General features: G+C 71.5%; 19 protein-coding genes. 12 read left to right on the forward strand and 7 right to left on the reverse strand.

Translation table 11 applies throughout. The features are described 5' to 3' along the window. Positions 1 to 30 precede the first annotated feature (30 nt). The 3 genes from ACFRKB_RS34835 (at position 31) to ACFRKB_RS34845 (ending at position 3,556) form a co-directional block, all read left to right on the forward strand. Positions 31 to 993 carry a dihydrodipicolinate synthase family protein gene (locus ACFRKB_RS34835; protein ID WP_383110629.1) on the forward strand — a complete coding sequence of 321 codons (963 nt, stop codon included), beginning with the start codon at positions 31 to 33 and terminating at the stop codon, positions 991 to 993. 5 nt (positions 994 to 998) lie between these two features. Beyond that, positions 999 to 2,072 carry a proline racemase family protein gene (locus tag ACFRKB_RS34840; protein WP_383110609.1) on the forward strand — a complete coding sequence of 358 codons (1,074 nt, stop codon included), beginning with the start codon at positions 999 to 1,001 and terminating at the stop codon, positions 2,070 to 2,072. Positions 2,073 to 2,290: 218 nt separating this feature from the next. Next, positions 2,291 to 3,556, forward strand: coding sequence for a cytochrome P450 (locus ACFRKB_RS34845; RefSeq protein WP_383110610.1), 1,266 nt, complete (start codon positions 2,291 to 2,293; stop codon positions 3,554 to 3,556). Between the two features lie 96 nt (positions 3,557 to 3,652). On the opposite strand, the gene ACFRKB_RS34850 is transcribed toward ACFRKB_RS34845, so the two are convergent. Both ACFRKB_RS34850 and ACFRKB_RS34855 read right to left on the reverse strand, forming a co-directional pair. Further along, the gene (locus ACFRKB_RS34850) at positions 3,653 to 6,976 is read right to left on the reverse strand and encodes an amino acid adenylation domain-containing protein (RefSeq protein ID WP_383110611.1); all 3,324 of its coding nucleotides are present in this window, start codon (positions 6,974 to 6,976) and stop codon (positions 3,653 to 3,655) included. Positions 6,977 to 7,009: 33 nt separating this feature from the next. Beyond that, the gene (locus tag ACFRKB_RS34855; protein ID WP_383110612.1) at positions 7,010 to 7,468 is read right to left on the reverse strand and encodes a pyridoxamine 5'-phosphate oxidase family protein; all 459 of its coding nucleotides are present in this window, start codon (positions 7,466 to 7,468) and stop codon (positions 7,010 to 7,012) included. Positions 7,469 to 7,826: 358 nt separating this feature from the next. On the opposite strand from ACFRKB_RS34855, the gene ACFRKB_RS34860 reads away from it, so the two are divergent. Then, positions 7,827 to 8,465, forward strand: a complete 639-nt coding sequence (locus ACFRKB_RS34860) for an LOG family protein (protein ID WP_383110613.1) — start codon at positions 7,827 to 7,829, stop codon at positions 8,463 to 8,465. A gap of 250 nt (positions 8,466 to 8,715) precedes the next feature. On the opposite strand, the gene ACFRKB_RS34865 is transcribed toward ACFRKB_RS34860, so the two are convergent. After that, a complete protein-coding gene (locus ACFRKB_RS34865) occupies positions 8,716 to 8,895 on the reverse strand; it encodes a hypothetical protein (protein WP_383110614.1) in 180 nt (59 codons plus the stop codon). 134 nt (positions 8,896 to 9,029) lie between these two features. After that, a complete protein-coding gene (locus tag ACFRKB_RS34870; RefSeq protein WP_383110615.1) occupies positions 9,030 to 9,902 on the reverse strand; it encodes an undecaprenyl-diphosphate phosphatase in 873 nt (290 codons plus the stop codon). 325 nt (positions 9,903 to 10,227) lie between these two features. Here ACFRKB_RS34870 and mutA point away from each other — a divergent pair, with 325 nt between their 5' ends. The 4 genes from mutA to ACFRKB_RS34890 all read left to right on the forward strand — a co-directional run bounded on the left by mutA (position 10,228) and on the right by ACFRKB_RS34890 (position 16,571). Beyond that, positions 10,228 to 12,105, forward strand: a complete 1,878-nt coding sequence (gene mutA, locus ACFRKB_RS34875) for a methylmalonyl-CoA mutase small subunit (RefSeq protein WP_383110616.1) — start codon at positions 10,228 to 10,230, stop codon at positions 12,103 to 12,105. Next, positions 12,105 to 14,381 (forward strand): methylmalonyl-CoA mutase, encoded by a 2,277-nt coding sequence (gene scpA / locus ACFRKB_RS34880; RefSeq protein WP_383110617.1) that lies wholly within the window; start codon positions 12,105 to 12,107, stop codon positions 14,379 to 14,381. Before mutA ends, scpA begins: the two co-directional genes overlap by 1 nt. A gap of 4 nt (positions 14,382 to 14,385) precedes the next feature. Then, positions 14,386 to 15,378: a methylmalonyl Co-A mutase-associated GTPase MeaB gene (gene meaB / locus ACFRKB_RS34885; RefSeq protein WP_383110618.1), complete on the forward strand. Its 993-nt coding sequence runs from the start codon at positions 14,386 to 14,388 to the stop codon at positions 15,376 to 15,378. Positions 15,379 to 15,500: 122 nt separating this feature from the next. Beyond that, positions 15,501 to 16,571 carry an enoyl-CoA hydratase/isomerase family protein gene (locus ACFRKB_RS34890; RefSeq protein ID WP_383110619.1) on the forward strand — a complete coding sequence of 357 codons (1,071 nt, stop codon included), beginning with the start codon at positions 15,501 to 15,503 and terminating at the stop codon, positions 16,569 to 16,571. Between the two features lie 2 nt (positions 16,572 to 16,573). On the opposite strand, the gene ACFRKB_RS34895 is transcribed toward ACFRKB_RS34890, so the two are convergent. Next, positions 16,574 to 17,302 carry a TVP38/TMEM64 family protein gene (locus ACFRKB_RS34895; RefSeq protein WP_383110620.1) on the reverse strand — a complete coding sequence of 243 codons (729 nt, stop codon included), beginning with the start codon at positions 17,300 to 17,302 and terminating at the stop codon, positions 16,574 to 16,576. An 87-nt stretch (positions 17,303 to 17,389) separates the two neighbouring features. On the opposite strand from ACFRKB_RS34895, the gene ACFRKB_RS34900 reads away from it, so the two are divergent. The 3 genes from ACFRKB_RS34900 to ACFRKB_RS34910 all read left to right on the forward strand — a co-directional run bounded on the left by ACFRKB_RS34900 (position 17,390) and on the right by ACFRKB_RS34910 (position 19,818). Further along, positions 17,390 to 17,590, forward strand: coding sequence for a hypothetical protein (locus ACFRKB_RS34900; protein WP_383110621.1), 201 nt, complete (start codon positions 17,390 to 17,392; stop codon positions 17,588 to 17,590). 97 nt (positions 17,591 to 17,687) lie between these two features. After that, complete coding sequence (gene tuf, locus ACFRKB_RS34905; RefSeq protein WP_383110622.1) at positions 17,688 to 18,857, forward strand: elongation factor Tu; 1,170 nt, start codon at positions 17,688 to 17,690, stop codon at positions 18,855 to 18,857. A gap of 115 nt (positions 18,858 to 18,972) precedes the next feature. After that, positions 18,973 to 19,818 carry a spermidine synthase gene (locus tag ACFRKB_RS34910; protein WP_383110623.1) on the forward strand — a complete coding sequence of 282 codons (846 nt, stop codon included), beginning with the start codon at positions 18,973 to 18,975 and terminating at the stop codon, positions 19,816 to 19,818. Here the strand turns inward: ACFRKB_RS34910 and ACFRKB_RS34915 are convergent. Both ACFRKB_RS34915 and ACFRKB_RS34920 read right to left on the reverse strand, forming a co-directional pair. Beyond that, entirely contained in the window at positions 19,780 to 21,117 is a 1,338-nt protein-coding gene (locus tag ACFRKB_RS34915) for an MFS transporter (protein WP_383110624.1), read from the reverse strand. The genes ACFRKB_RS34910 and ACFRKB_RS34915 overlap by 39 nt on opposite strands. 56 nt (positions 21,118 to 21,173) lie before the next feature. Beyond that, positions 21,174 to 22,271: a hypothetical protein gene (locus ACFRKB_RS34920; RefSeq protein WP_383110625.1), complete on the reverse strand. Its 1,098-nt coding sequence runs from the start codon at positions 22,269 to 22,271 to the stop codon at positions 21,174 to 21,176. A gap of 109 nt (positions 22,272 to 22,380) precedes the next feature. Here ACFRKB_RS34920 and ACFRKB_RS34925 point away from each other — a divergent pair, with 109 nt between their 5' ends. Beyond that, the gene (locus ACFRKB_RS34925) at positions 22,381 to 22,818 is read left to right on the forward strand and encodes a DUF4442 domain-containing protein (RefSeq protein ID WP_383110630.1); all 438 of its coding nucleotides are present in this window, start codon (positions 22,381 to 22,383) and stop codon (positions 22,816 to 22,818) included. Positions 22,819 to 22,956 lie beyond the last annotated feature (138 nt).

Consider the following 22,956-nt stretch of genomic DNA (forward strand, 5'->3'; position numbering starts at 1 on the left):
CCGAATCACCAGAGTCTTCGCGGAGGTCGCATGAACGCGTCAGCGCACGGACAACCACAACACATACAAGAACCACAAAAACCGCAACAACCTCACCGCAAGCCCTGGCACGGCGTGCTCGTCGCCACCGCGCTGCCGCTGCGCGACGGCTCCACCGGCCGGCTGGAGGTGGACTTCGACGGTTACGCCGACCATGTCGGCTGGCTCGCCGAGAACGGATGCGACGGCGTCACCCCGAACGGCTCCCTCGGCGAATACCAGACCCTCTCGCCGGAGGAACGCGCCCGTGTGGTGACCACGGCGGTCGAGACCGCCCCCGAGGGCTTCACGGTCATGCCGGGAGTGGCCGCCTACGGCGCCGACGAAGCCCGCCGCTGGGCCGAGCAGGCCGCCGAGGCGGGCGCCGCCGCCGTGATGCTGCTCCCGCCGAATTCCTACCGGGCCGACCCGCGCGCCGTGGTCGCGCACTACCGCGAGGTCGCGCGGGCCGGCCTGCCGGTCGTGGCGTACAACAACCCCTTCGACACCAAGGTCGATCTGGCGCCCGAGCTGCTCGCGGAACTTCACGCCGAGGGACTGATCGTCGCGGTGAAGGAGTTCTCCGGCGATGTCCGCCGTAGTTACCGGATCGCCGAACTCGCCCCTGGTCTCGATGTGTTGTGCGGCGCCGACGATGTCGCGCTGGAGCTGGCCATCGCGGGTGCCCCAGGCTGGGTGGCCGGTTATCCCAACGCGTTCCCCCGCGCCTCGGTCGCGCTGTGGCGCGCCGCCTCGGCCGGTGATCTGGAGACCGCCCTGCCGCTCTACCGTGCGCTGCACCCGCTGCTGCGCTGGGACTCCAGGACGGAGTTCGTGCAGGCGATCAAGGCGAGCATGGATCTGGCCGGCCGCTACGGCGGTCCCTGCCGCCAGCCGCGCGTTCCGCTCACCCCCGAGCACGAGGAGATCGTGCGCCGGGCCACCGAGAAGGCGCTCGCGGAAGGGCTCGGGTAAACCGTATGCGCAGCAGCAGGGTCTTCCACGCTGTCGATTCCCACACCGAGGGCATGCCCACCCGGGTCATCACCGGCGGCGTCGGTGTGGTGCCCGGCGCCACCATGTCCGACCGACGCCGCCACTTCATCGAACACCTCGACCACATCCGTAAGTTCCTGATGAACGAGCCCCGCGGCCACGCGGCGATGAGCGGGGCCATCCTGCAACCGCCCACCCGCCCCGACGCCGACTACGGCGTGCTCTACATCGAGACGTCCGGCTGTCTGCCGATGTGCGGTCACGGCACCATCGGTGTCGCCACCGTCCTCGTGGAGACCGGCATGGTCGAGGTCACAGAACCGGTCACCACCATCCGCCTCGACACCCCCGCCGGGCTGGTCGTCGCCCAGGTCCGGGTGACGGACGGAGCCGCGAAGTCGGTCGTCCTGCGGAACGTACCGTCGTTCGCGCTCGGTCTCGACCGTACGGTACGGGTCGAGCCCTGGGGCGACATCCCGTACGACCTCGCCTTCGGCGGCAACTTCTACGCCATCGTCCAACTGGACAAGCTGGGCATCCCGTTCGCGCGTACGGAGAAGCAGCGCATCCTGGACGCGGGCCTCGCCATCATGGCCGCCGTCAACGATCAGGACCGGCCCGTCCACCCACTCGACCCCGGGATCAGCGGCTGCCATCACGTATATCTGGCCGCCCCCGGGTCGGACGCCCGGCACTCCCGGCACGCCATGGTCATCCACCCGGGCATGTTCGACCGCTCACCCTGTGGCACCGGCACCAGCGCCCGGATGGCCCAGTTGCACGCCCGCGGCGAACTCGCCCTCGACACCGACTTCGACAACGAGTCGTTCATCGGCACGCACTTCACGGGCCGTCTCATCGAGGAGGGCGTCCTCGGCGGGCAGGACGTTCCCGGCGCATCGGACGGTCCCGCCGCACTGGACGGTCCCGGCGGCCAGGAAGCGCCTCGCGGCCTGACCACGGTGATCCCCACCATCGAGGGCCGCGCCTGGATCACCGGAACCGCTCAGTACCACTACGACCCGGACGACCCGTTCCCCGAAGGCTTCGAGCTATGACCGCACGCAGCCGGAAATGACCGTACGAAGGCGGAAGATCGTGCCCGAGGGCGACCACATCACACCGGTGCTGTCCTCCTGAGAGTGGTCTTCCGAAGCTCCTGTTCCGTTATCGGGTGTATGCCGCTATCACGGGAATGTATGAGTGAAAGCGCCTTTCGGGACCTCCGGGCTGTCGCCCTTCGGCCGGCCCGTCCCTCGAACAGGAGACGGTGGTCATGAGCGTTGTCGGCGACGTCCCGCACTACCCGTTCAGCTTCCGGGGCGATGTTCTGGCGAGTGAGCTGGGCAGATTCGTGGTCGAGGAACCCGTCACCCGCGTGGTGACCAACGCCGGCGCGCGCGGCTGGCTCGTGACCGGTTACGCCGCCGCGCGGGAGGCGCTGAAGGACCCCCGGCTCAGCCGCAGCCTGATCGCCGACCCCGATATGCCACAGGAGGACAGCTCGGCGCCGCCGCTCAGCGTCGTCGGCACGATGACCATGCTGCGGCGGGCGGGGCTGCGGGACGAGGCCGTGAAGGGCATGGGGCCGCGGCAGACACATATCCCGCTATGGCGGGTACGGGAGATCGCCGACACCCTGCTCACCACGATGACGGCGAACGGGAACGAAAACGGGGGCACGGACGAAAACGGGGGCGCGGACGGAATCGGGGGCGCGGACGGAAACGCCAACCCGACCGCCGAACCGGGCGACCTGGTGGCCGACTTCGCTCTTCCCTGGGCCTCCCAGGTGACCTGCGAACTGCTCGGCCTGCCCACCGAAGCGGCTCCCGAGCTGGCCGGCTGGTTCCGTCTGCTCTGCACGGGCGAAACGGCCGACGAGCACCTCTTCTCCGACTGGACGAAGGCGCTGAGCCGCTTCGACGACTGGATGACGGGCATCGGCACGGACGGGCTCCTCGGCCGCCTCGCCCTGCTGAACCGCTCCTCCGACCGCCCGCTGAGCCACCAGGAGTTGGTGGAGATCGCGCTGTTCCTGTTCGTGTCCGGCCTCGGGAACCCGGCCGGATTCCTGGCCCTCTGCGGTCTGGTGCTGGCCCGCGACCCGGAGTTGGCCGCCCGGCTGAGGCGCGAGCCGCAGGCGCTGCCCGGCGCGCTGGAGGAGCTGTACCGCTGGTCCGTCATGCTGGGCGATTCCATTACGCGTATCGCACGGGAGGACACCGAGGTCGGCGGAGTCCACGTCCGTGCCGGTGAGTTGGTGCTGATCTCCACCGACGCGGCCAATCGCGACCCGGCCGTCTTCGACTCGCCCGAGCGGCTGGACATCGACCGTCGGCCGCCGGTGCCGCATCTCCGGTTCGGGCAGGGGCGGCATTTCTGTCCGGCCGCCGCGCTGAACCGGGCACAGACCGAAGTGGCGTTGCGGGCGCTGCTCGACACCGTCCCCGGGCTGCGGCTGGCCGTCGCGCCCGAGGAGATCCGCTGGCGGCAGGACCACGCAGTCCTCCTGCCGGAGACGATTCCGGTGCGCTGGTGACGGGTCACACGGTCGTCGGATCGCGCGCGGCAGGTCGTACGCGCCCCTGGCAGTACCGGCGTTGGGGCGGGGGAGCGCGCCCCGCCCCACCACCGCCTACGGCACCGTCGCCGCCGCGCCGACCGGAGCGACCGGTGCGACCGCGGGCCGGGTCATATAGCCCGAGGTGAAGAAGTACTCCAGATAGCGGTCGAGCATCACCGCGTCCACCGGCGGGCAGTCGAGCCCGCTCCCGGCCAGAGCCGCTTCGGTGTTACGGCGGCTCAGTCGCGGGAAGACGCCCTCCAGATACATCTCCTTGACCGAGATGTCGCCCTGGTTCGCCCGGTCCACACAGAGGGACACGAAGGGCGCGGTCGGGCTGGTGGGATGGAGCGAGACATGACGTACCAGCTCGCCCACCCACTCCCCGTACGGCAGCATGCGCATCTCGCACCCCGCCACGCGCATCCGGTCCAGTACGTCACGCAGCACGGCCGGGCGCGGATTGGTGAGGTGGTACACCCGGTCCGTCGCCCGGTGCCGCGTGGCGATATACACGACCGACTCCGCCACATGATCGACCGGTACGAAGTCCATCGGCAGCGCGATGTCCGGGGCGAGCCCCGTCTCCGCGATGGTCTTGAACAGTGAGCAGATCGCGGTCTCCGTGTTGCAGGCGCCGTGCAGCCGGTCCCCGGTCACTTCGTACGGACGGTAGACGGCGACCGGAAGCCCCTGCTCCGCCGCGTTGCGCAGCAGGCCCTCGGCGACCCACTTGCTCTCGGCGTACCCCATCGTGAGCCGGTCCGCGTGGTCCAGCCGTACGTCCTCGTCGACCTCGCGCGCACCGGCGGTGCCGAAGCCGGCGAGGACCGCCACCGTGGACAGGAAGTGCACGGGCACCCGGCGGGGGGCCGCCAGCCTGATGATCTCGCGGGTGCCCTCGACATTGGCGGCCCGCAGAGCGCTGTAGGGATAGAGGAAGTTGACCTGGGCGCCGTTGTGCACGATCAGATCCAGGCATGCGGCCAGACCGTCGGCGTGTTCCTGGGACAGACCGAGTCCGGGAGCGGCGAGGTCCGCGGGGAAGCAGACCAGCCGCTGCCGCGCCGCGTCGTCCGCGCGCAGACCGTAACGGGTGAGCGCGGCCAGGACGCGTCGCTCCGCGTGCGCCGCGCCCGAGGCTCGGACCGGGCAGTGGATACGGGCCGTGGTGTCCCGCAGCAGCCGGTCCAGGAGGAACGCGCCGACGAAACCGCTGGCGCCGGTGAGCAGGATGTCCGAGGGGTCGCCGGGTCGCGGGAGTGGCGTCCGGGCGGGCGGCAGCGAGAAGCCGAGTGCGGTCTCGCGTACGAAGTCGGCCTCCGCCTCCTGGGCCCCCGACGCGGTTCCCGTCTTCCGCGGGCCGGCCTGGCGGCCGCGAAGAGCGCCGACGGCTGCCGCGAAACCCTCCAGCGTCGGGTCGGCGAGCAGGGCGCGGATCAGGCCGCTGCCGAGCGCCGCGTCGAGATTCAGCAACGCGAGCGTACGGGCCACGACTTCGGCCGCCAGCAGGGAATCGCCCCCGATGAGGAAGAAGTTGTCCGTGGGCGCCGGCCGTACGCGCAGCGCCAGATGCCACACCTCGGCCAGCGCCTCCAGCGGGCAGTCCGCCTCCGCGCCCGCGCCGGTCCGGGTCTCCCGGCCGGGACCGGATCCGTACGCGGTGCCTTCCCGCGTCTCCCCACTCGTGTCGGTCCTCGTCTCCCCGCGCGGCGCGCTCACTTCGCCGTGCCGTGACTCGGCCAGCAGGCGTTTGCGGTCGACCTTGCCGCCGCTGGTCACCGGGAACCTGTCCCGCGCGATGAGCGCCGGCACCGCCTGGGCGGGCAGCCACCGCACGCAGTACCTCCGCAGCGCGTCCACCGGAAGGGTGCCGCCGGGCCGCGCGGGGGTCAGATAGGCGGCCAGGACACCGTCGCGGAGTTCCACGACGGCCTCGCCGACCTCGGAGTGACTGCGCAACCGCGCCTCGATCTCGTCGAGTTCGATGCGCTGGCCGCGCACTTTGACCTGCCGGTCCAGCCGTCCTCGGTACTCCAGCACGCCGTCGGGGCGCCGTACGACACGGTCACCTGTCCGGTACAGCCGGCCACCCGGTTCGTCGGGCAGGCTGACGAACCGTTCCGCCGTCAGCTCCGCGTCCCCGATGTACTCCAGCGCCAGACCGTCCCCGCCCACGTACAGCTCGCCCTCCTCGTCCGGCGCGGCGGGCGTGCCGTCCGGGCGCAGTACACGGCAGGTGGAGGTGGCGAAGGGGCGGCCGATGGGGACGCAGGTCTCCTCGCCGGTCAGCTTCGGCAGGACGTACGCGGTGGACACCACGCTGTTCTCGGTGGGCCCGTAGAAGTTGACGAGGGTCGTGCCGGGGCAGGCGGTCTGTACGGCGCGGGCGAGGCCGGGGTCCATCGCCTCCCCGCCGGCGGAGGCGAACCGCAGTCCGCTCAGGGCGCCGGGCCGGGTCCTGGCCAGATGGTGGAAGACGCTGGTGGTGAGGTAGGCGACGGTCACTCCGTGCGCACGTAAGCGCTCCTCCAGGACGGCGGGGGCGAGCAGTTCCTCCCGGTCCACCAGTACGAGGCAGGCGCCGCCGAGCAGTCCGCTCCAGATCTCGATCGTGGAGGCGTCGGAGGAGAGGCCGTAGCCGTGCAGCACCCCGTCGCCGGGGCCCGGCGGAGGCAGTTGGGGATCCGACAGGACCAGCTGGGCAACACCGCGGTGGGCGATCGCGACGGGCTTGGGCCTGCCCGTGGAGCCGGACGTGAACATCACATAGGCGCGGTCGGTCGCCGCGGCGACCGGCAGCGGGGCGCCAACCGCGGCGTCCGGGGGAGCGGCGTCGGTGACCGGGCCGAGCTCGACGCGCGTGTGCAGGCCGCGGATACGGCGGGTGCTGCCCGGCAGCACGACGGCGACCTGGACGCTCGCGTCCTCGGCCATCGCGCGCAGCCGGGCCGGCGGATGGTCCTCGTCGAGGGGTACGTAGGCGCAGCCGGCCTTGAGGATGCCCAGGAACGCGACCAGCGCCTCCAGCGAGCGGCTGCCGCACACCCCCACCGCCGAGCCCGGTTGGACACCGGCGGCGAGCAGCCGGGCCGCGAGGCGGTCGGAGTCGGCGCTGAGCTGCCCGTATGTCAGGACGCGGTCCCGGTGGCGGGCCGCGGGCGCCGGCGGGGCGGCCGCGGCGCGCGCTTCGAACAGCTCCGGGAGGCCGACGTTGCGTGGATAGCCCGGGTGCGGCAAGGCGGAGTCCCGTGGGGCGCCGGAGTCCGGTGGATGGCCGGGACGCGGAAGGTGTCCGACGCCCGGAGCGAGGGGCGTGACGGCCGGTCCGGGGCGGCCGGTCGTGGGGTCGGGATGGCGGTCGATACCGTCCGTGCGGGGGTCGGTGTCGGTCATGCGGTCCTGCCTTCCGGCGCTGTCGGGGTCGGATCAGCGAGGGCCGTCGGCACCGGCGAACTCGGCGGCGAAGGCGGCGAAGTCGGCGCTCCGCCAGTGCTCCGGACGCATCCGGAAAGTGATGTCGTCGATGAGCTGGTTCCGCGTCCCGGCGAGGTAGTCGCGCGCCTCGGCGGCCCCCAGATAGCGATGGGCCATGGCCTCGCGCTCCGCCGCGTCCATCGGATCCGCGACGGACGTGACCGGACCTTCCACGCTGACGTAGCGGTAGGGGGCGGTCTCGTCCTGTACGCACAGGCTGAACCGGCCGGCCTCCTTCAGCAGGCGCGCCTTGAGCGACGTCCTGCCGGTCTGCACGACCACCTCCTCGCCCGGCTCGTACCGGTACCAGACAGGTACGAGCAGCGGCGCTCTGACTCCACGGGGGTCGGTGACTCCCAGGACACCCACATGGGTGTCGGCCAGGAATCGTTCGCGTTCGTCACGTCGCATGGCGGGCACCATCGACAGCCTCCACATCTCGGTCCGGACCGGTAGGCCGTCATGGGCCCCGGTAGTAAGGGGGAGAGCGGCGGAGCCGGGCTCACCGCGGCCGGGGAAGTCCGGCCGCCACGCCGCGGGCGGGCCGTACCGCTCCCGCCGTGCTCCACAGCAATCGTCTTGCCCCAGCGGTATGCCCCTGACTGCTCCACATGACCCGGTAAGTAATCCCTTCGGGGGTTTAGTGCTACTAGTCGGCCCATGTGGAGAGGTGCGCTGAGCGGGAGCGGCGGACGCCCTCTTCGCTTAACGTAGCCGTTCGGATACTTTATGTGTCGATCGGGGCCGGGCCAGAGAGACGGAGACGGATATGACCATGCCAGCGTCGCGGGTGGAGCGAGTCGGTGTGTTCTGCGGCGCCCGGCCGGGCGCCCGCCCCCAGCACCTGAGGCTCGCCACCGAGTTCGGCGAGGCGCTGGCACAGCGCGGGACGGGACTGGTCTACGGCGCGGGAGGCGTCGGCATCATGGGCGCCGTCGCCGACGCGGTACTGGACGCCGGGGCGCCGGTGACCGGTGTGATCCCCCGTCAGCTGTACGAACGTGAGCGGCCCGACGAGTCACGCACCGAAGTGATCGTCGTGGAGACGATGCATGAACGCAAGGCGCTGATGTACCGCCTCGCGGTCGGCTTCGCGGTGCTCCCCGGCGGCCTCGGCACGCTCGACGAGCTGCTCGAAGTGGCGACATGGAATCAACTGGGCATCCACCACAAGCCACTTGTCCTGGTCAACCAGGGCGGATTCTTCGATCCGCTGCTGACGCTGCTGGACAATATGGTCGCCGACGGCTTCATCAGCCAGGAGGAACGCTTCGTTGTCCAGGTCGCGTCCGGGGTGGAGGAAGCACTCGACCGCCTGGTCAGCCCGGAGTCCCGCCCCGACCCCGGGCGACCGGTGATCCCCCCGGCCCCCGCCCGGACGCCGGTGGCCCCCACCGCCGCGACCTGATGAACCGACAGGCGGCGTGGGGGTGTGGCTCACACGGGAAGGCGGCTCATCTCAGGCGCGATCGGGCGTACTTGGGGTCCGGTCAAGGTCCAGGGGTTCGCCATCCGGGGTGGGCCACGCAGGTGGCGTCGCGACCCACCGGCCCCGGCTGTTGCCTGGGCGGGGCGAGTTGTGCGGGACGGCCGGTGCGGATTCTCGCGGCCTGCGGTGAGGTGATCGGCGCCGGGTCACTCGCCGTCGAACATGCGCTTCAGGCGGCCTCGTCCACGCTGTCGTGGAGCGCCGCGGCCCACTCCAGCAGCAGGACCTCGTACGCCTCCGCCGGCCATGTCCCGTCGGACGTCTCGGCCGCGTCGACGAGCGCGCGGATGCGCTCGTTGGCCGCGACGGCGCCGGATGCCGGGGATGCGGAGGCGGAGGAAGAGGACATGTGGCAAGCCTAGGGGGAGGCGACCCCGTCCCGGGGCCGATCAGGGAGCGTCCTTGCTCACACTTCGCTCACACATTCCCCGCACGGCCATCCGGGCCCCGTCCGGCCGCCCCGCTCCGCCCCTGCCGCCCCGGTCAGCCGGCCGACTCGCCCGCGTGCGGGCTCAGTGTGTCCGTGCCGACCAGGATGAACAGCGCGATACCGAGCAGGATTCGGTAGATCACGAACGGCATGAAGCTCTTCGTGGTGATGAACTTCATGAACCACGCGATAACGGCATATCCAACGACAAAAGCGACAACTGTCGCGAAGATGGTCGGCCCCCACGCGACATGCCCCTCACCCGCGTCCTTCAGTTCGAACGCGCCCGACGCGAGCACCGCCGGGATCGCGAGCAGGAACGAGTACCGCGCCGCCGCCTCACGCGAGTATCCCATCAGCAGACCACCGCTGATCGTGGCGCCCGAGCGCGAGACGCCGGGCACCAGGGCCATCGCCTGGCAGAAGCCGTAGATCAGACCGTCCTTGACGCTCAGATCCTTCAGCGACTTGCGCTCCTTGATCGCGCGGTGCTTGCCGCCGGTCTCGTCGCGGGCCGCCAGCCGGTCGGCGATGCCGAGCACGATGCCCATCACGATCAGGGTGACGGCGATCAGCCGCAGATCACGGAACGGGCCGTCGATCTGGTCCTTCAGCGTCACACCGAAGACACCGATCGGGATCGAGCCGACGATGACCAGCCAGCCCATCTGGGCGTCGTGGTCACTGCGCATCGACTTGTCGACCAGCGAGCGGCACCACGCGGAAACGATTCGGGCGATGTCCTTGCGGAAGTAGATGAGGACCGCCGCCTCCGTGCCGATCTGGGTGATCGCGGTGAACGCCGCACCCGGGTCGTGCCAGCCGGCGAAGGCCGCGGTCAGCCGCAGATGCGCGCTGGAGGAGATGGGGAGGAACTCGGTCAGCCCCTGGACGAGCCCGAGGATGAAAGATTCGAACCAAGACATGAGGTACTACGCCATCCAAGAGATGATCAAGCACTGGCCCGCGGAACAGCGGCGCAGTGACGGACTGAGGGCTGACGGTCGAAGCGCGGGTTCGATCCTATGGATGGGTGAGAGGGTGGTCCTGCTCATGCCTGCACTTCACTGAGGTGATGGTGGGCAGCGTAGCGTCTGTGGGTTACGGGACGGGGGTGACCCCTGTTGCCGCGGGTTCGAGCCCTGGCACATGCCGCGTCATGAATGACCTACACCCGTGTCATTCCGACGAGGGCAACGTCACAGCGATGCGCTCTGCTGCTCGTTGGCCGGGCTGTCCTAACATCTGGGCATGACGGTCCTGCCTGACGACGGGCTTTCCCTGGCCGGCGAGTTCCCCGATGCGACCCGCGAGCAGTGGCAGAGCCTGGTGGCAGGTGTGCTGCGCAAGTCGGGTCGGGATCTCTCGGGGCCGGCCGCCGAGGACGCGCTGTCCACCACGCTTCAGGACGGGCTCACCACCCGTCCGCTGTACACCGCCGACGACACGCCCGGCGACTCCGGCTATCCCGGCTTCGCGCCGTTCACCCGGGGCGGGCGGCCCGAGGGGGGCGTCGTCTCCGGCTGGGACGTACGGCAGCGCCATGCGCTCCCCGATCCCGTACGCGCCAACGAGGCCGTGCTCTCCGACCTGGAGAACGGGGTCACCTCCCTCTGGCTGTCGGTGGGTGCCGCCGGAATCCCGGTGTCCGGGCTGGCCACGGCGCTCGACGGTGTCTATCTCGACCTCGCGCCGGTCGCGCTCGACGCCGGCGCCGAATTCCCCTCCGCCGCACGGGCGTTGCTGAAGCTGTACGAGGAGCGCGGGGTGGCGCGTGACGCGGCGCGCGGCACCCTCGGCGCGGACCCCGTCGGCGAACTCGCCCGTACGGGACGGGAAGTGACGGGGCTGACGGAAGAGGCCGCCGAACTCGCCGCGCTCTGCGACCGGGAGTACCCGGGCCTGCGCGCGATCACCGTCGACGCGCTGCCGTACCACGAGGGCGGCGCCTCCGACGCGCAGGAACTGGGCTGTTCCCTGGCCACCGGGGTCGGCTGGCTGCGCGATCTCACCGCGGCCGGACTCACCGTCGAAGCCGCCTGCGACCAGATCGAGTTCCGGTACGCGGCGAGCGCCGACCAGTTTCTGACGATCGCCAAACTCCGGGCCGCGCGAAGGCTCTGGGCCCGCGTGGCGGAGGTCTGCGGGGCCGGCCCCGGCGCCGGGGCGCAGCGCCAGCACGCCGTGACCTCATCGGTGATGATGACCCGGCGCGACCCCTGGGTGAACATGCTGCGCACCACGGTCGCCTCGATGGCGGCCGGGGTCGGCGGCGCGGACGCCGTGACCGTACTGCCCTTCGACCACGCGCTCGGGCTGTCCGACGCCTTCGCCCGCCGGATCGCCCGTAACACCTCCACGATCCTGCTGGAGGAGTCCCACCTGGGACGGGTCATCGACCCCGCGGGCGGCTCCTGGTACGTGGAGCGGCTCACCGACGATCTCGCGCACGCCGCCTGGGCGTGGTTCCAGGAGATCGAGCGTGCCGGCGGCCAGCGCGCCGCTCTCCACGACGGACTGATCGCCGAACGGCTCGCGGCCACCTGGCAGGAACGCTCGGGCAGGCTGGCCAGGCGGCGCGAACCCATCACCGGCGTCAGCGAGTTCCCGCAGCTCTCGCAGCCCCCGGTGGAGCGCGACCCGGCGCCCGCGCCGCCCGGCGGCGGACTGCCGGTGGTACGCCGCGACGAGGCGTACGAGACGCTGCGCGCCCGCTCCGACGCGTATCTCGCCGCCACCGGCGCCCGGCCCCGTGTCTTCCTGGCGGCCCTCGGACCGGCCGCCGCGCACACCGCGCGCGCCACCTTCGCCGCCAGTCTCTTCCAGGCCGGCGGGATCGAACCGGTCCACGACCCGGTGACGGTCGACGCGGAGAGCGTCGCAGGCGCGTTCACCCGGAGCGGGGCCACCGTCGCCTGTATCTGCTCCAGCGACGCGCTCTACACGGAGGCCGCCGCGCCCGTCGCGGCGGCGCTCAAGACGGCCGGGGCGCTCCAGGTGTTCCTCGCCGGCCGCCCCGGCGAACAGCGTGAGACCTATGTACGGGCCGGAGTCGACGAGTTCGTCGTCGCGGGCGGCGACGCGATCGCCGTCCTCACCTCCGTCCTCGACCGGATGGGAGTGGCGTGATGGGGATCCCGGACTTCTCCGAGATCGGGCTCGGCCCCGGCGACAGCGTCGGGACCACCCAGGACCAGTGGCGCGCGGCCGTCAAGGAGCACAGCGGCAGGACCGACCACGAACTGTTCTGGGACACGCCCGAGGGCATCGCCGTCAAGCCGCTCTACACCGCACAGGACGTGGCGGGGCTCGACTTCCTCGGCACCTACCCCGGCATCGCGCCGTATCTGCGCGGCCCGTACCCGACGATGTATGTCAACCAGCCCTGGACCATCCGGCAGTACGCGGGGTTCTCCACCGCCGAGGAGTCCAACGCCTTCTACCGGCGCAATCTCGCCGCCGGGCAGAAGGGGCTGTCGGTCGCCTTCGATCTGCCGACCCACCGCGGCTACGACAGCGACCACCCCCGGGTGACCGGCGATGTCGGCATGGCGGGCGTGGCCATCGACTCGATCTACGACATGCGCCAGTTGTTCGACGGCATCCCGCTCGACAGGATGAGCGTGTCGATGACGATGAACGGCGCCGTCCTGCCCGTACTCGCGCTCTACATCGTGGCCGCCGAGGAACAGGGCGTGCCGCCCGAGAAGCTGGCCGGGACCATCCAGAACGACATCCTCAAAGAGTTCATGGTCCGCAACACCTATATCTATCCGCCCACACCCTCGATGCGGATCATCTCCGACATCTTCGCGTACACCTCGCAGAAGATGCCGCGCTACAACTCCATCTCCATCTCCGGCTACCACATCCAGGAAGCCGGCGCGACGGCCGATCTGGAGCTGGCGTACACCCTCGCCGACGGCGTGGAGTATCTGCGCGCCGGGCTCGGCGCCGGACTCGACGTGGACGCGTTCGCGCCCCGGCTCTCCTTCTTCTGGGCCATCGGCATGAACTTCTTCATGGAGATCGCCAAGCTCCGCGCGGCCCGGCTCCTCTGGGCCAGGCTGGTCAAGAAGTTCGACCCGCAGAACGCCAAGTCGCTGTCCCTGCGCACCCATTCGCAGACCTCCGGCTGGTCGCTCACCGCACAGGACGTCTTCAACAACGTCACCCGCACCTGCGTCGAGGCGATGGCCGCCACACAGGGCCACACCCAGTCGCTGCACACCAACGCGCTGGACGAGGCTCTTGCCCTGCCCACCGACTTCTCGGCCCGTATCGCCCGCAACACCCAGCTGCTGCTCCAGCAGGAGTCCGGGACCTGCCGGGTGACCGACCCGTGGGGCGGCAGCGCGTATGTCGAGAAGCTGACCTACGACCTCGCCAGGCGCGCCTGGCAGCACATCGAGGAGGTCGAGGCGGCCGGCGGAATGGCACGGGCCATCGACGCCGGAATCCCCAAACTCCGGGTCGAGGAGGCCGCCGCCCGTACCCAGGCGCGGATCGACTCGGGACGCCAGCCCGTCATCGGCGTCAACAAGTACCGGGTGGAGACCGACGAGAAGATCGACGTGCTCAAGGTCGACAACTCCTCCGTACGCACCCAGCAGATCGAGAAGCTGCGGCGGCTGCGCGCCGAACGCGACGAGGCCGGCTGCCAGGACGCGCTGCGCGCGCTCACCGCCGCCGCCGAGGCCGGCTCGCGCCCCGGGCTGGAGGGCAATCTGCTCGGCCTCGCGGTGAACGCGGCCCGTGCCAAGGCCACCGTCGGTGAGATCTCCGACGCCCTGGAGAAGGTGTACGGGCGCCACTCCGGCCAGATCCGTACCATCGCCGGTGTGTACCGGAACGAGGCAGGCACCTCCCCGGCCGTCGAGCGCACCCGCGCCGCCGTCGAGGACTTCGAACGGGCCGAGGGACGCCGGCCGCGCATCCTGGTGGCCAAGATGGGCCAGGACGGCCATGACCGCGGCCAGAAGGTGATCGCCACGGCCTTCGCCGACCTGGGCTTCGACGTGGATGTCGGCCCGCTGTTCCAGACGCCCGCCGAGGTGGCACGACAGGCCGTCGAGGCCGACGCGCATATCGTCGGCGTCTCCTCGCTCGCCGCCGGGCACCTCACGCTCGTACCGGCGTTGCGCGAACAGCTCGCCGAGGAGGGCCGCGAGGACATCATGATCGTGGTGGGCGGAGTGATCCCGCCCCAGGACATCGAGGAGCTGCACCGGGCGGGGGCCGCCGCGGTCTTCCCGCCCGGCACGGTCATCCCGGACGCCGCGCGCGATCTGCTGACCGCGCTCGCGGCCTCGCTGGGCCACGACGCCTCCGGAGAGGCCGACTCCCGAGAGGCCGCCTCCGGATCGGCCGCTTCCGGCGACGCCGCTCTCGGCGCCGAGCGGTGAGCGCGTGCCCCCACGGATCGACATCGACAGCTACGCCAAGGGCGTTCTGGACGGCTCCCGTTCGTATATCGCCCGTGCCATCACGCTCGTGGAGTCCACCCGGCCCGACCACCGCGGGCTCGCCCAGCAGCTGCTGACCGAGCTGCTGCCGCACTCCGGGAAGGCCCGCAGGATCGGTATCAGCGGGGTGCCCGGCGTCGGCAAGTCCACCTTCATCGACGCGCTGGGGACGCTGCTCACCGGTCTCGGCCACCGCGTCGCGGTGCTCGCCGTCGATCCGTCCTCCAGCAGGACGGGCGGTTCCATCCTGGGCGACAAGACCCGGATGGAACGGCTCGCGGTGGACCCGGCCGCGTTCGTACGGCCCTCACCGACCGCGGGCACACTGGGCGGTGTGGCCAAGGCGACCCGCGAGACCATCATCGTCATGGAGGCCGCAGGCTACGACGTGGTGCTCGTCGAGACGGTGGGCGTCGGCCAGTCCGAGACCACCGTCGCGAACATGGTCGACTCCTTCCTGCTGCTCACCCTGGCGCGCACCGGCGACCAGCTCCAGGGCATCAAGAAGGGCGTCCTCGAACTGGCCGACGTCATCGCCGTCAACAAGGCCGACGGCCCGCACGAACGCGACGCGCGTGCCGCCGCGCGCGAACTCGCGGGCGCGCTACGGCTGATGCACCCGGCGGACGCGGCCTGGACGCCGCCGGTGCTCAGTTGCAGCGCCCGGGAGGGCAGCGGCCTCGACACCGTGTGGGAACGGCTCGAACAGCACCGCGCGGTGCTCGGCGCCGACGGCCGGCTGGCGGACAAACGCCGGGACCAGCAGGTCGACTGGACCTGGGCGATGGTCCGCGACCACGTTCTGGACCGGCTGCGCGAGCACCCGGGCGTACGGGAGCTGGCGCCCGCGCTGGAGCGGGAGGTTCGGGACGGGACACTGACCGCGACGCTCGCCGCCGAGCGCATCATCGAGGCATTGGCGAGCCCGGGCCGGTGAGTGACCGGCGGCCCCCGGCCGGTGAGTGGTCCGGCCGGTGAGGAGCCCCCGGATCAGCGTGTCCATACTGGACGGGCGCGACGCGACGGAGGCGTCCGCCCAGGGAAGGAACCAGCGAGAGCATGGCCCACGACGAACCGGTACTGACCGCCCGCGCGGGCCGCACGGCCCATCTCGTCCTCAACCGGCCCCGCGCCCTCAACGCGCTCACCCACCCCATGGTGCGGACGATCGACGAGGCGCTGGCCGCGTGGGAGGGCGACGCCGACATCACGGCCGTGGTGATCTCCGGCGCCGGTGAGCGCGGGCTCTGCGCCGGTGGCGACATCCGGGTGATCCACGAGGACACGCGCACCGGCGCCGGCGCCTCGCCGGCCTTCTGGCGCGACGAGTACCGGCTCAACGTCCGGATCGCCCGCTATCCCAAGCCCTATGTCGCGCTGATGGACGGCATCGTGATGGGCGGCGGCGTCGGCGTCTCGGCGCACGGCAGCGTACGGATCGTCACCGAACGGTCGGTCGTCGCCATGCCGGAGACCGCCATCGGGCTGGTCCCCGACGTCGGCGGGACGTATCTGCTGTCCCGGGCGCCCGGCGAGCTGGGCACCCATCTCGCCCTCACCGGGCACACGATCGGCGCGGCGGACGCCCTGCTGTGCGGGCTCGCGGATCACTTCGTACCCTCCGGCCGGCTGGACGACCTGCGCGCCGCGCTCGCCGGGCCCGAGGTGCGGGAGGCGGCGGACGTACGGGAGATCGTGCGCCGGTACGGGACGACCGCGCCGGAGGGGCGGCTCGACGCGGACCGTGAGTGGATCGACGCCTGCTATGCGGCCGGTTCGGTGGAGGAGATCATCGACCGCCTGTGCGGCAGCGGGGAACCGGCGGCCAAGGACGCGGCCGAGACGCTGCTCAGCCGCTCGCCCACCGCGCTCAAGGCCACCCTCGTCGCGGTGCGCCGGGCCCGGCGGACGGCCACGCTGGAGCAGGTGATCGACCAGGAGTACCGCGCCTCGTGCGCCGCGCTGACCTTCCCCGACCTCCAGGAGGGCATCCGGGCCCAGGTCATCGACAAGGACCGCAGGCCCCGCTGGTCGCCGGGGGAACTGTCGGAGGTCACGGACGCCGACGTGGCGCGCTTCTCCGCACCGCCGCCCGGCGGGGACCTCGGACTCGCCGCGCGCCCGCTGTGAGCTCAGCGGCGGCGGAGGCGGTGGCGCTGACGCCAGGCGACGACCGCCGCGGCCACTCCGGTGAGCACGATGAACCCCGTCGAGATCAGGAACATCGGTGAGGTCGGGGACGACGCCTCGCTGCCCGCGATCACATACGCGGCGGTGTTGGGGATGGTTCCGATCCCGGTCGCGAGCAGGAACGGCGCGCAGCGCATGCGTGAGACGGCGGCGCAGTAGTTGGCCGCGGCGAACGGCACCCCGGGAAAGAGCCGCAGCGCCATCATCGACCGGAAGCCGTGCTCGCTCAGCTGTCCGTCGGCCGCCCGCAGCCAACGGCCCCGCAGCAGTGGCCGCAGCGCCCCCTGCCCCAGGAAGCGGACGAGCCCGAAGGAGATCCAGGCGCCCAGTACCGACCCCGCGACCGCGGCGAGCAGCCCGAACGCCGAGCCGAAGAGCGCGCCCGCGGCGAGGCTGAGCAGCGGACGCGGTACGAACGCGACGGAGCACAGCCCGTACGCCACGGCGAACAGCACCACGGCCGTCGCGCCGCTGAACTGCGGTGGCCAGCCGTCGGCGAGGAGCTTCTGCGGTTCGTACAGCAGCACCGCCGCGCCCGCCGCACCCAGCACGGCGACGAGCAGGGCGAACCGCGACCAGGGCGAGAGCAGCGCCCGGATGCAGCGGACAGCGAGGCCCGGCGAAGGCTCGGGGGCCGGCCTGGGGAGGGGCCTGGGGGCGGTGTCGAGCATTCTGGGGATGCTAGCCGACCCATATGAACTCCCGTGGCGGAGAAAACCATTCGACGTGAACAGTGGCCATGGGTCAGGATCGGCGACATGTTCCGGTACGCCTTCCCCGCAGCGCCGTCCGCAGTCGCGGACGCGCCGAAGGCTGCCGGTTTCCCCGCCGGTTTCCTCGCCGGTCTCTCCCTCGCGTACGTGGCCTGCGCGGCGGCGTTCACCGCGACCGCGCCCCCTGCGGCGGCAGCAGCCGCGGCGGCGGCGCCCGCAGCGCCCCTCGGCGGCGCCCGAAGCTGACCCTTCCCGGATCGTCCGGCGGACCCCGCAGGGGGAGGGTCGGCAAGGCCCGGGGGTCCCTCTCAGCTTCGAGTTCCTGGAAGGAACCACGCGAACCATGCCCAAGACGGCATACGTGCGCACCAAGCCGCATCTGAACATCGGCACCATGGGCCACGTCGACCACGGCAAGACCACCCTGACCGCCGCCATCACGAAGGTCCTCAGCGACCGGGGGACCGGCACGTTCGTGCCGTTCGACCGGATCGACCGGGCCCCGGAGGAGGCCGCGCGGGGGATCACCATCAACATCTCGCACGTCGAGTACGAGACCGACACCCGGCACTACGCGCATGTCGACATGCCGGGCCACGCCGACTACATCAAGAACATGGTGACCGGCGCGGCCCAGCTCGACGGGGCGATCCTCGTCGTCTCCGCGCTCGACGGGATCATGCCCCAGACCGCCGAGCATGTCCTGCTCGCCCGCCAGGTCGGCGTCAACCACATCGTCGTCGCGCTCAACAAGGCCGACGCGGGCGACGACGAGCTGACCGACCTGGTCGAGCTGGAGGTGCGCGAACTGCTCACCGAGCACGGCTACGGCGGCGACGCGGCGCCCGTCGTCCGGGTCTCCGGGCTGCGGGCGCTGGAGGGCGACCCGCGCTGGACGGCGGCCGTCGAGGCGCTGCTCGACGCGATCGACACGTATGTGCCGATGCCCGTCAGGTACACGGACGCGCCATTCCTGCTCCCGGTGGAGAACGTCCTGACCATCACCGGGCGCGGCACGGTCGTCACCGGCGCCGTCGAACGCGGCACGGTACGTGTCGGCGACCGCGTGGAGGTGCTCGGCGCGGGGATCGAGACGGTCGTCACCGGGCTGGAGACCTTCGGCAAGCCGATGGAGTCCGCCGAGGCCGGGGACAATGTCGCGCTGCTCCTGCGCGGCACGCAGCGCGACGCGGTCCGCCGCGGCCATGTGGTGGCGGCGCCGGACAGTGTCGTACCGAGCAGGCGCTTCACCGCGCAGGTGTACGTCCTGTCCGCCCGCGAGGGCGGGCGGACGACCCCGGTCACCAGTGGCTACCGGCCGCAGTTCTATATCCGTACGGCGGATGTCGTCGGTGACATCGACCTGGGCGAGAGGGCCGTCGCGCGCCCCGGGGACACGGTCACCCTGACCGTGGAGCTGGGCCGTGACGTCCCGCTGGAGGCGGGGCTCGGCTTCGCGATCCGCGAGGGCGGCCGTACGGTCGGCGCCGGCACGGTCACGTCCCTGCTCTGACCTGCCCCGCCCTGCCCCGGCCCGGCCTGTTCCGAACCGGTCGGGCCCGCTCCGGCCGCGCCCGTCGCCCCGTACCCCGGGGAGAGGCGGGCGCGGTCGGCGCACAATGGGGAGCGTGAACGAAGCGATCCCCGTCCTGCGCGCCGTCGACAGCGGCACCGCCAAGCTGCTGCCCGATGTGGACCGGGAGCGTGCCTGGCTGCTGACGGTCGACGGCGCGCCCCAGTCCTATGTCGATCTCGACGAGCCGACCCATCTGGAGTTCGAGTACGTACGGCGTCTCGCCCATGTCGTCGACCGCGCGGGCGACGAGGGCGCTCCGCTGGCCGTGCTCCACCTCGGCGGCGGGGCCTGCACCCTGCCCCGCTATGTGGCCGCCACCCGCCCCGGCTCCACGCAGTGTGTGGTGGAGGCGGACACGGGACTGCTGGCGCTGGTCACGGAGCTGCTGCCGATACCGGACGGCACCGGCATCACCGTGCACGGCGCGGACGCGCGCCGCTGGCTGGAAGCCGCCCAGGACCGCTCCGTGGATGTGCTCGTCGGCGATGTCTTCGGCGGCTCGCGGGTGCCCGCGCATCTCACCTCCGTCGAGTACGCGCGCGAGGCCGCGCGGGTGCTGCGTACGGACGGGGTCTACGCCGCGAATCTCGCCGACGGCGCGCCCTTCGGCTTCCTCCGCTCCCAACTGGCCACCTTCGCCACGGTCTTCGCGGAACTGGCGCTGATCGCGGAACCCGCCGTGCTCCGTGGCCGCCGCTTCGGCAACGCCGTGCTGGTCGCCTCGCACACGGAGATCGATACGGCGGCCCTGGCCCGCCGTACCGCCGCCGACGCCTTCCCCGCCCGGGTCGAACACGGTGCGTCGCTCCGGCGGTTCATCGGGGACGCGAGCCCGGTACGGGACAGCGGCGCCGTGCCGTCACCCCGCCCGCCCGACGGCGCCTTCAGCATCGGCTGACACGGCGGCGGTGTCCGCGGCCTTCCGCGTCCCCGCCGCCGGCGTGGCGGTCCGGCGGGTCAGCCGGCGTACGTCCGGCACGGTCAGGACCGCGGCCGTCAGCACGATGACCAGCGCGGAGCAGCCCCACAGCGCGTAGGTGCGCCCGAAGGCGCTCTCCACCGGTCCCGCGAGCGCGGTGGCCACCGGAATCATCCCGATCGAGCCGAGCATGTCGTACGCGGAGACCCGGGAAAGCTTCTCCTCGGCGATCTCCTGATGCAGCGCCGTCATCCACGACACCCCGAAGACCTCGACCGAGAGCCCCGTCAGGAACATCACCGCCATCAGCCCCGCGGCGGGCAGCGGTACCGCGAGTCCGGCGGACGGCAGGGCGAGGGGGAAGACACAGAGCGTGCCCGCGAGCAGCAGCCGGCGCGGCTTCCAGCGCATCATCACCAGCGCGCCGCCCACGGTGCCCGCGCCGAAGGCGGCGAGCGCCAGACCCCAGGGGCCCGCCCCGCCCAGCTCGTCGCGGGCCACCAGCGGCCCGTACACCGCCTCGGCCGCCACGACGACCGCGTTGACCACCGCGAACTGGACGACGATCGCCCACAGCCATGGTCTGCCGGTGAACTCCCGCCAGCCGTCGCGCAGATCGGCGACCATCCCGCCGCCGGGCTCGCGCGGCGGGACATGGCTGACATCGAGGAAGGCGCGCAGGGCCCCGGCCACCAGGAAGGCGGCGGCGTCGACGGCCAGCACCCAGCCCGGGCCGATCACCGCGATGAGCGCCCCGCCCAGGGCGGCGCCGCCGATCCCGGCGCCGTGCATCGACATCCGGTAGAGCGCGAAGGCCCGGCCCGCCTGCTCGCCGCTGACGCTGGACATCAGCATGCCCTCGGAGGCCGGACTGAAGAAGGCGTGGCCCGTACCGCCCAGCGCGGCCAGCGCCATCATCTGCCACAGCCGCGCGTCGCCCGACAGGACCAGGACGGCGAAGGTGCCCTGCGAGACGCAGTTGACGGCGTTGGCGGCGACCATCACCCGGTGCCGCGGCAGCCGGTCCGCCAGCGCCCCGCCGACCAGCAGAAACAGAACGAGCGGAATCGTACGGGCCGCCGCCACCAGCCCCACGTCGCCCGCGTCGCCGCCCGTCTCCAGCACCGCGAACGCCGAGGCGATCAGCGCGCCCTGGCTGCCCAGGTTGGTGGCGATCGCCGCGGCGGTCAGCAGTGTGTAGTTACGGCCGGCCCACGAGGGTCGGTGAGGACGGCGGGAGCGTCGCGGGCCGGCGTCGGCGTCGGCGGGAGAGGTCACCCGGGGACTATCCCGGCGGGCGGTCCCCCGTGCCAACCGGTTTTGTCGCTTTCCGGTCAGGAGGACCCGGCCAGCCGGACGGTGCCCATGATCTTCTTGATCGTCTCGTCCGGGATCTCGTCCGGCACGCCCTTGTTGGCGTAGAGCACCCAGGTGGAGAAGTCGCCCTTGGCGTTGGCGAAGGTGAAGGCGATCGACTTGCCGTCGGTGTCGCACTTGTTCTTCTTGGTGAGGCCCGTGGCCGTGGCCGTCGCGAAGTGCCCCTTGAGCCCGGACGTGGTGGTGAACGCCTCGGCCTCGCTGACCTTCATCTTGTCCTTGAGCGCTGCCTCGGGCTCCTCCTGGGCGTACGGGGCCCAGACCCAGCTGCCGGCCTCGTTCCGCGCGGCCGACGCGGTGTCCTTGGCGCCCCTGCCGCCCTTGGTGCCGGTGCCGCCGAGGCTGGTGTCCTCCATCTTGCCGTCGTTGTCGGTGTCCTGGGAGCACCACGTGGACTTGTAGAAAGCGGGAGCCGAGAACGTGACGAGGGGTGAGCCGTCGCCCTTCTTCGCGTCCTCGAAGCCGGATATCACACCCGGTTTGTCGACCTCCCAGTCGGGCGGCACGTCGAACTGTGTCCCGTGCTTCGGGTTGGTCACGACCTTCCAGCCCGGGATGGTCGGCTCGGCGGCGGTGCCGTCCCTGGGGTTGTCGACGGACGGGGCGGCGGACGGCTCCTCGGACGCGGATGCGGAGGAGGACGCCTTGGCATCGTCGGCGGCCTTGTCGCTCTTCTCGTCGTCCCCGCCCACCACGAAGAACGCGGTGCCCGCGGCGACGATCACGACCACCGCGGCGGCCACGGCAGCGACGACCGTCGTGCTCTTCTTCTTGTCCGGTCCGGGCCCGGACGGACCGGGCCCGCCCGGTACGGCGTACTGCTGCGGCACGGTCGGCTGCTGGTACGGGTTGGGCTGCTGGTACCCCTGCTGCGGATAGCCGGGCTGCTGCGGATACCCCGGCTGCTCCTGTCCGGGCTGCGGCGGGTAGGCCGGCTGCTGATATCCCGGCTGCTGATAGGGATTCGGCTGCTGGTACCCCGGCTGCTGGTACGGATTGGGATTCTGGTCCTGCGGGTTCTGCTCGCCCCCGGGCGGCTGCTGTCCTGGCCACATGGCGAGTAACGATAGAGGTGCCCCGCGAGAGCTGCCATCTCCGGCCCGTCAGGGGATGGTGAAGCTCTTCTACTCGCAGGTAACATCGGGCTCCATGACCACAGATCAGATGTCCGTCGGAGAGCTGCTCGCCGCCACCGTTCCCATGGTCAGGACCCTGGGACTGGAGTTCCTGGAGGCCACGGCGGAACGGGCCGTCCTGCGGCTGCCCGACCGGCCCGACTACCACAACCACGTCGGCGGACCGCACGCCGGAGCGATGTTCACGCTCGCCGAGTCGGCCAGCGGAGCCATCGTGCTCGCCGCCTTCGGTGACCAGCTCCAGCGCGCGGTCCCGCTCGCCGTCAAGGCGGAGATCGGCTACACGAAACTCGCCAAGGGGATCGTCACGGCCACCGCCACGCTGGGCCGGCCCGTGGCGGACGTCGTCGCGGAGCTGGACGCCGGAGAACGGCCCGAATTCCCGGTCGCCGTCACCCTCACCCGTGAGGACGCGGCGGTCACCGGAGAGATGACCGTGATCTGGACCCTCCGCCCCCATTCCTGACCAGCGCCCGAATTCCTGACCTCCCCCGCCCACCAGGTAGGCTGCCCGGCGTGCGCCTGGCCAGGCGCACGCCGGGCAGCGGAAACAATTGGGGGAAACGGGGGTGGTCGGCCAGGAGTGGGTGGTGTGCGTCCCCCC

This window comes from Streptomyces scopuliridis (assembly GCF_042790125.1).
Classification (GTDB): Bacteria; Actinomycetota; Actinomycetes; order Streptomycetales; family Streptomycetaceae; genus Streptomyces; species Streptomyces scopuliridis_A.

Coding starts and splice junctions, on each gene's coding strand:
- ACFRKB_RS34835 (WP_383110629.1), top strand. CDS start 31: ATGAACGCGTCAGCGCACGGACAACCACAACACATACAAGAACCACAA.
- ACFRKB_RS34840 (WP_383110609.1), top strand. CDS start 999: ATGCGCAGCAGCAGGGTCTTCCACGCTGTCGATTCCCACACCGAGGGC.
- ACFRKB_RS34845 (WP_383110610.1), top strand. CDS start 2,291: ATGAGCGTTGTCGGCGACGTCCCGCACTACCCGTTCAGCTTCCGGGGC.
- ACFRKB_RS34850 (WP_383110611.1), bottom strand. CDS start 6,976: ATGACCGACACCGACCCCCGCACGGACGGTATCGACCGCCATCCCGAC.
- ACFRKB_RS34855 (WP_383110612.1), bottom strand. CDS start 7,468: ATGCGACGTGACGAACGCGAACGATTCCTGGCCGACACCCATGTGGGT.
- ACFRKB_RS34860 (WP_383110613.1), top strand. CDS start 7,827: ATGACCATGCCAGCGTCGCGGGTGGAGCGAGTCGGTGTGTTCTGCGGC.
- ACFRKB_RS34865 (WP_383110614.1), bottom strand. CDS start 8,895: ATGTCCTCTTCCTCCGCCTCCGCATCCCCGGCATCCGGCGCCGTCGCG.
- ACFRKB_RS34870 (WP_383110615.1), bottom strand. CDS start 9,902: ATGTCTTGGTTCGAATCTTTCATCCTCGGGCTCGTCCAGGGGCTGACC.
- mutA (WP_383110616.1), top strand. CDS start 10,228: ATGACGGTCCTGCCTGACGACGGGCTTTCCCTGGCCGGCGAGTTCCCC.
- scpA (WP_383110617.1), top strand. CDS start 12,105: ATGGGGATCCCGGACTTCTCCGAGATCGGGCTCGGCCCCGGCGACAGC.
- ACFRKB_RS34890 (WP_383110619.1), top strand. CDS start 15,501: ATGGCCCACGACGAACCGGTACTGACCGCCCGCGCGGGCCGCACGGCC.
- ACFRKB_RS34895 (WP_383110620.1), bottom strand. CDS start 17,302: ATGCTCGACACCGCCCCCAGGCCCCTCCCCAGGCCGGCCCCCGAGCCT.
- ACFRKB_RS34900 (WP_383110621.1), top strand. CDS start 17,390: ATGTTCCGGTACGCCTTCCCCGCAGCGCCGTCCGCAGTCGCGGACGCG.
- tuf (WP_383110622.1), top strand. CDS start 17,688: ATGCCCAAGACGGCATACGTGCGCACCAAGCCGCATCTGAACATCGGC.
- ACFRKB_RS34920 (WP_383110625.1), bottom strand. CDS start 22,271: ATGTGGCCAGGACAGCAGCCGCCCGGGGGCGAGCAGAACCCGCAGGAC.
- ACFRKB_RS34925 (WP_383110630.1), top strand. CDS start 22,381: ATGTCCGTCGGAGAGCTGCTCGCCGCCACCGTTCCCATGGTCAGGACC.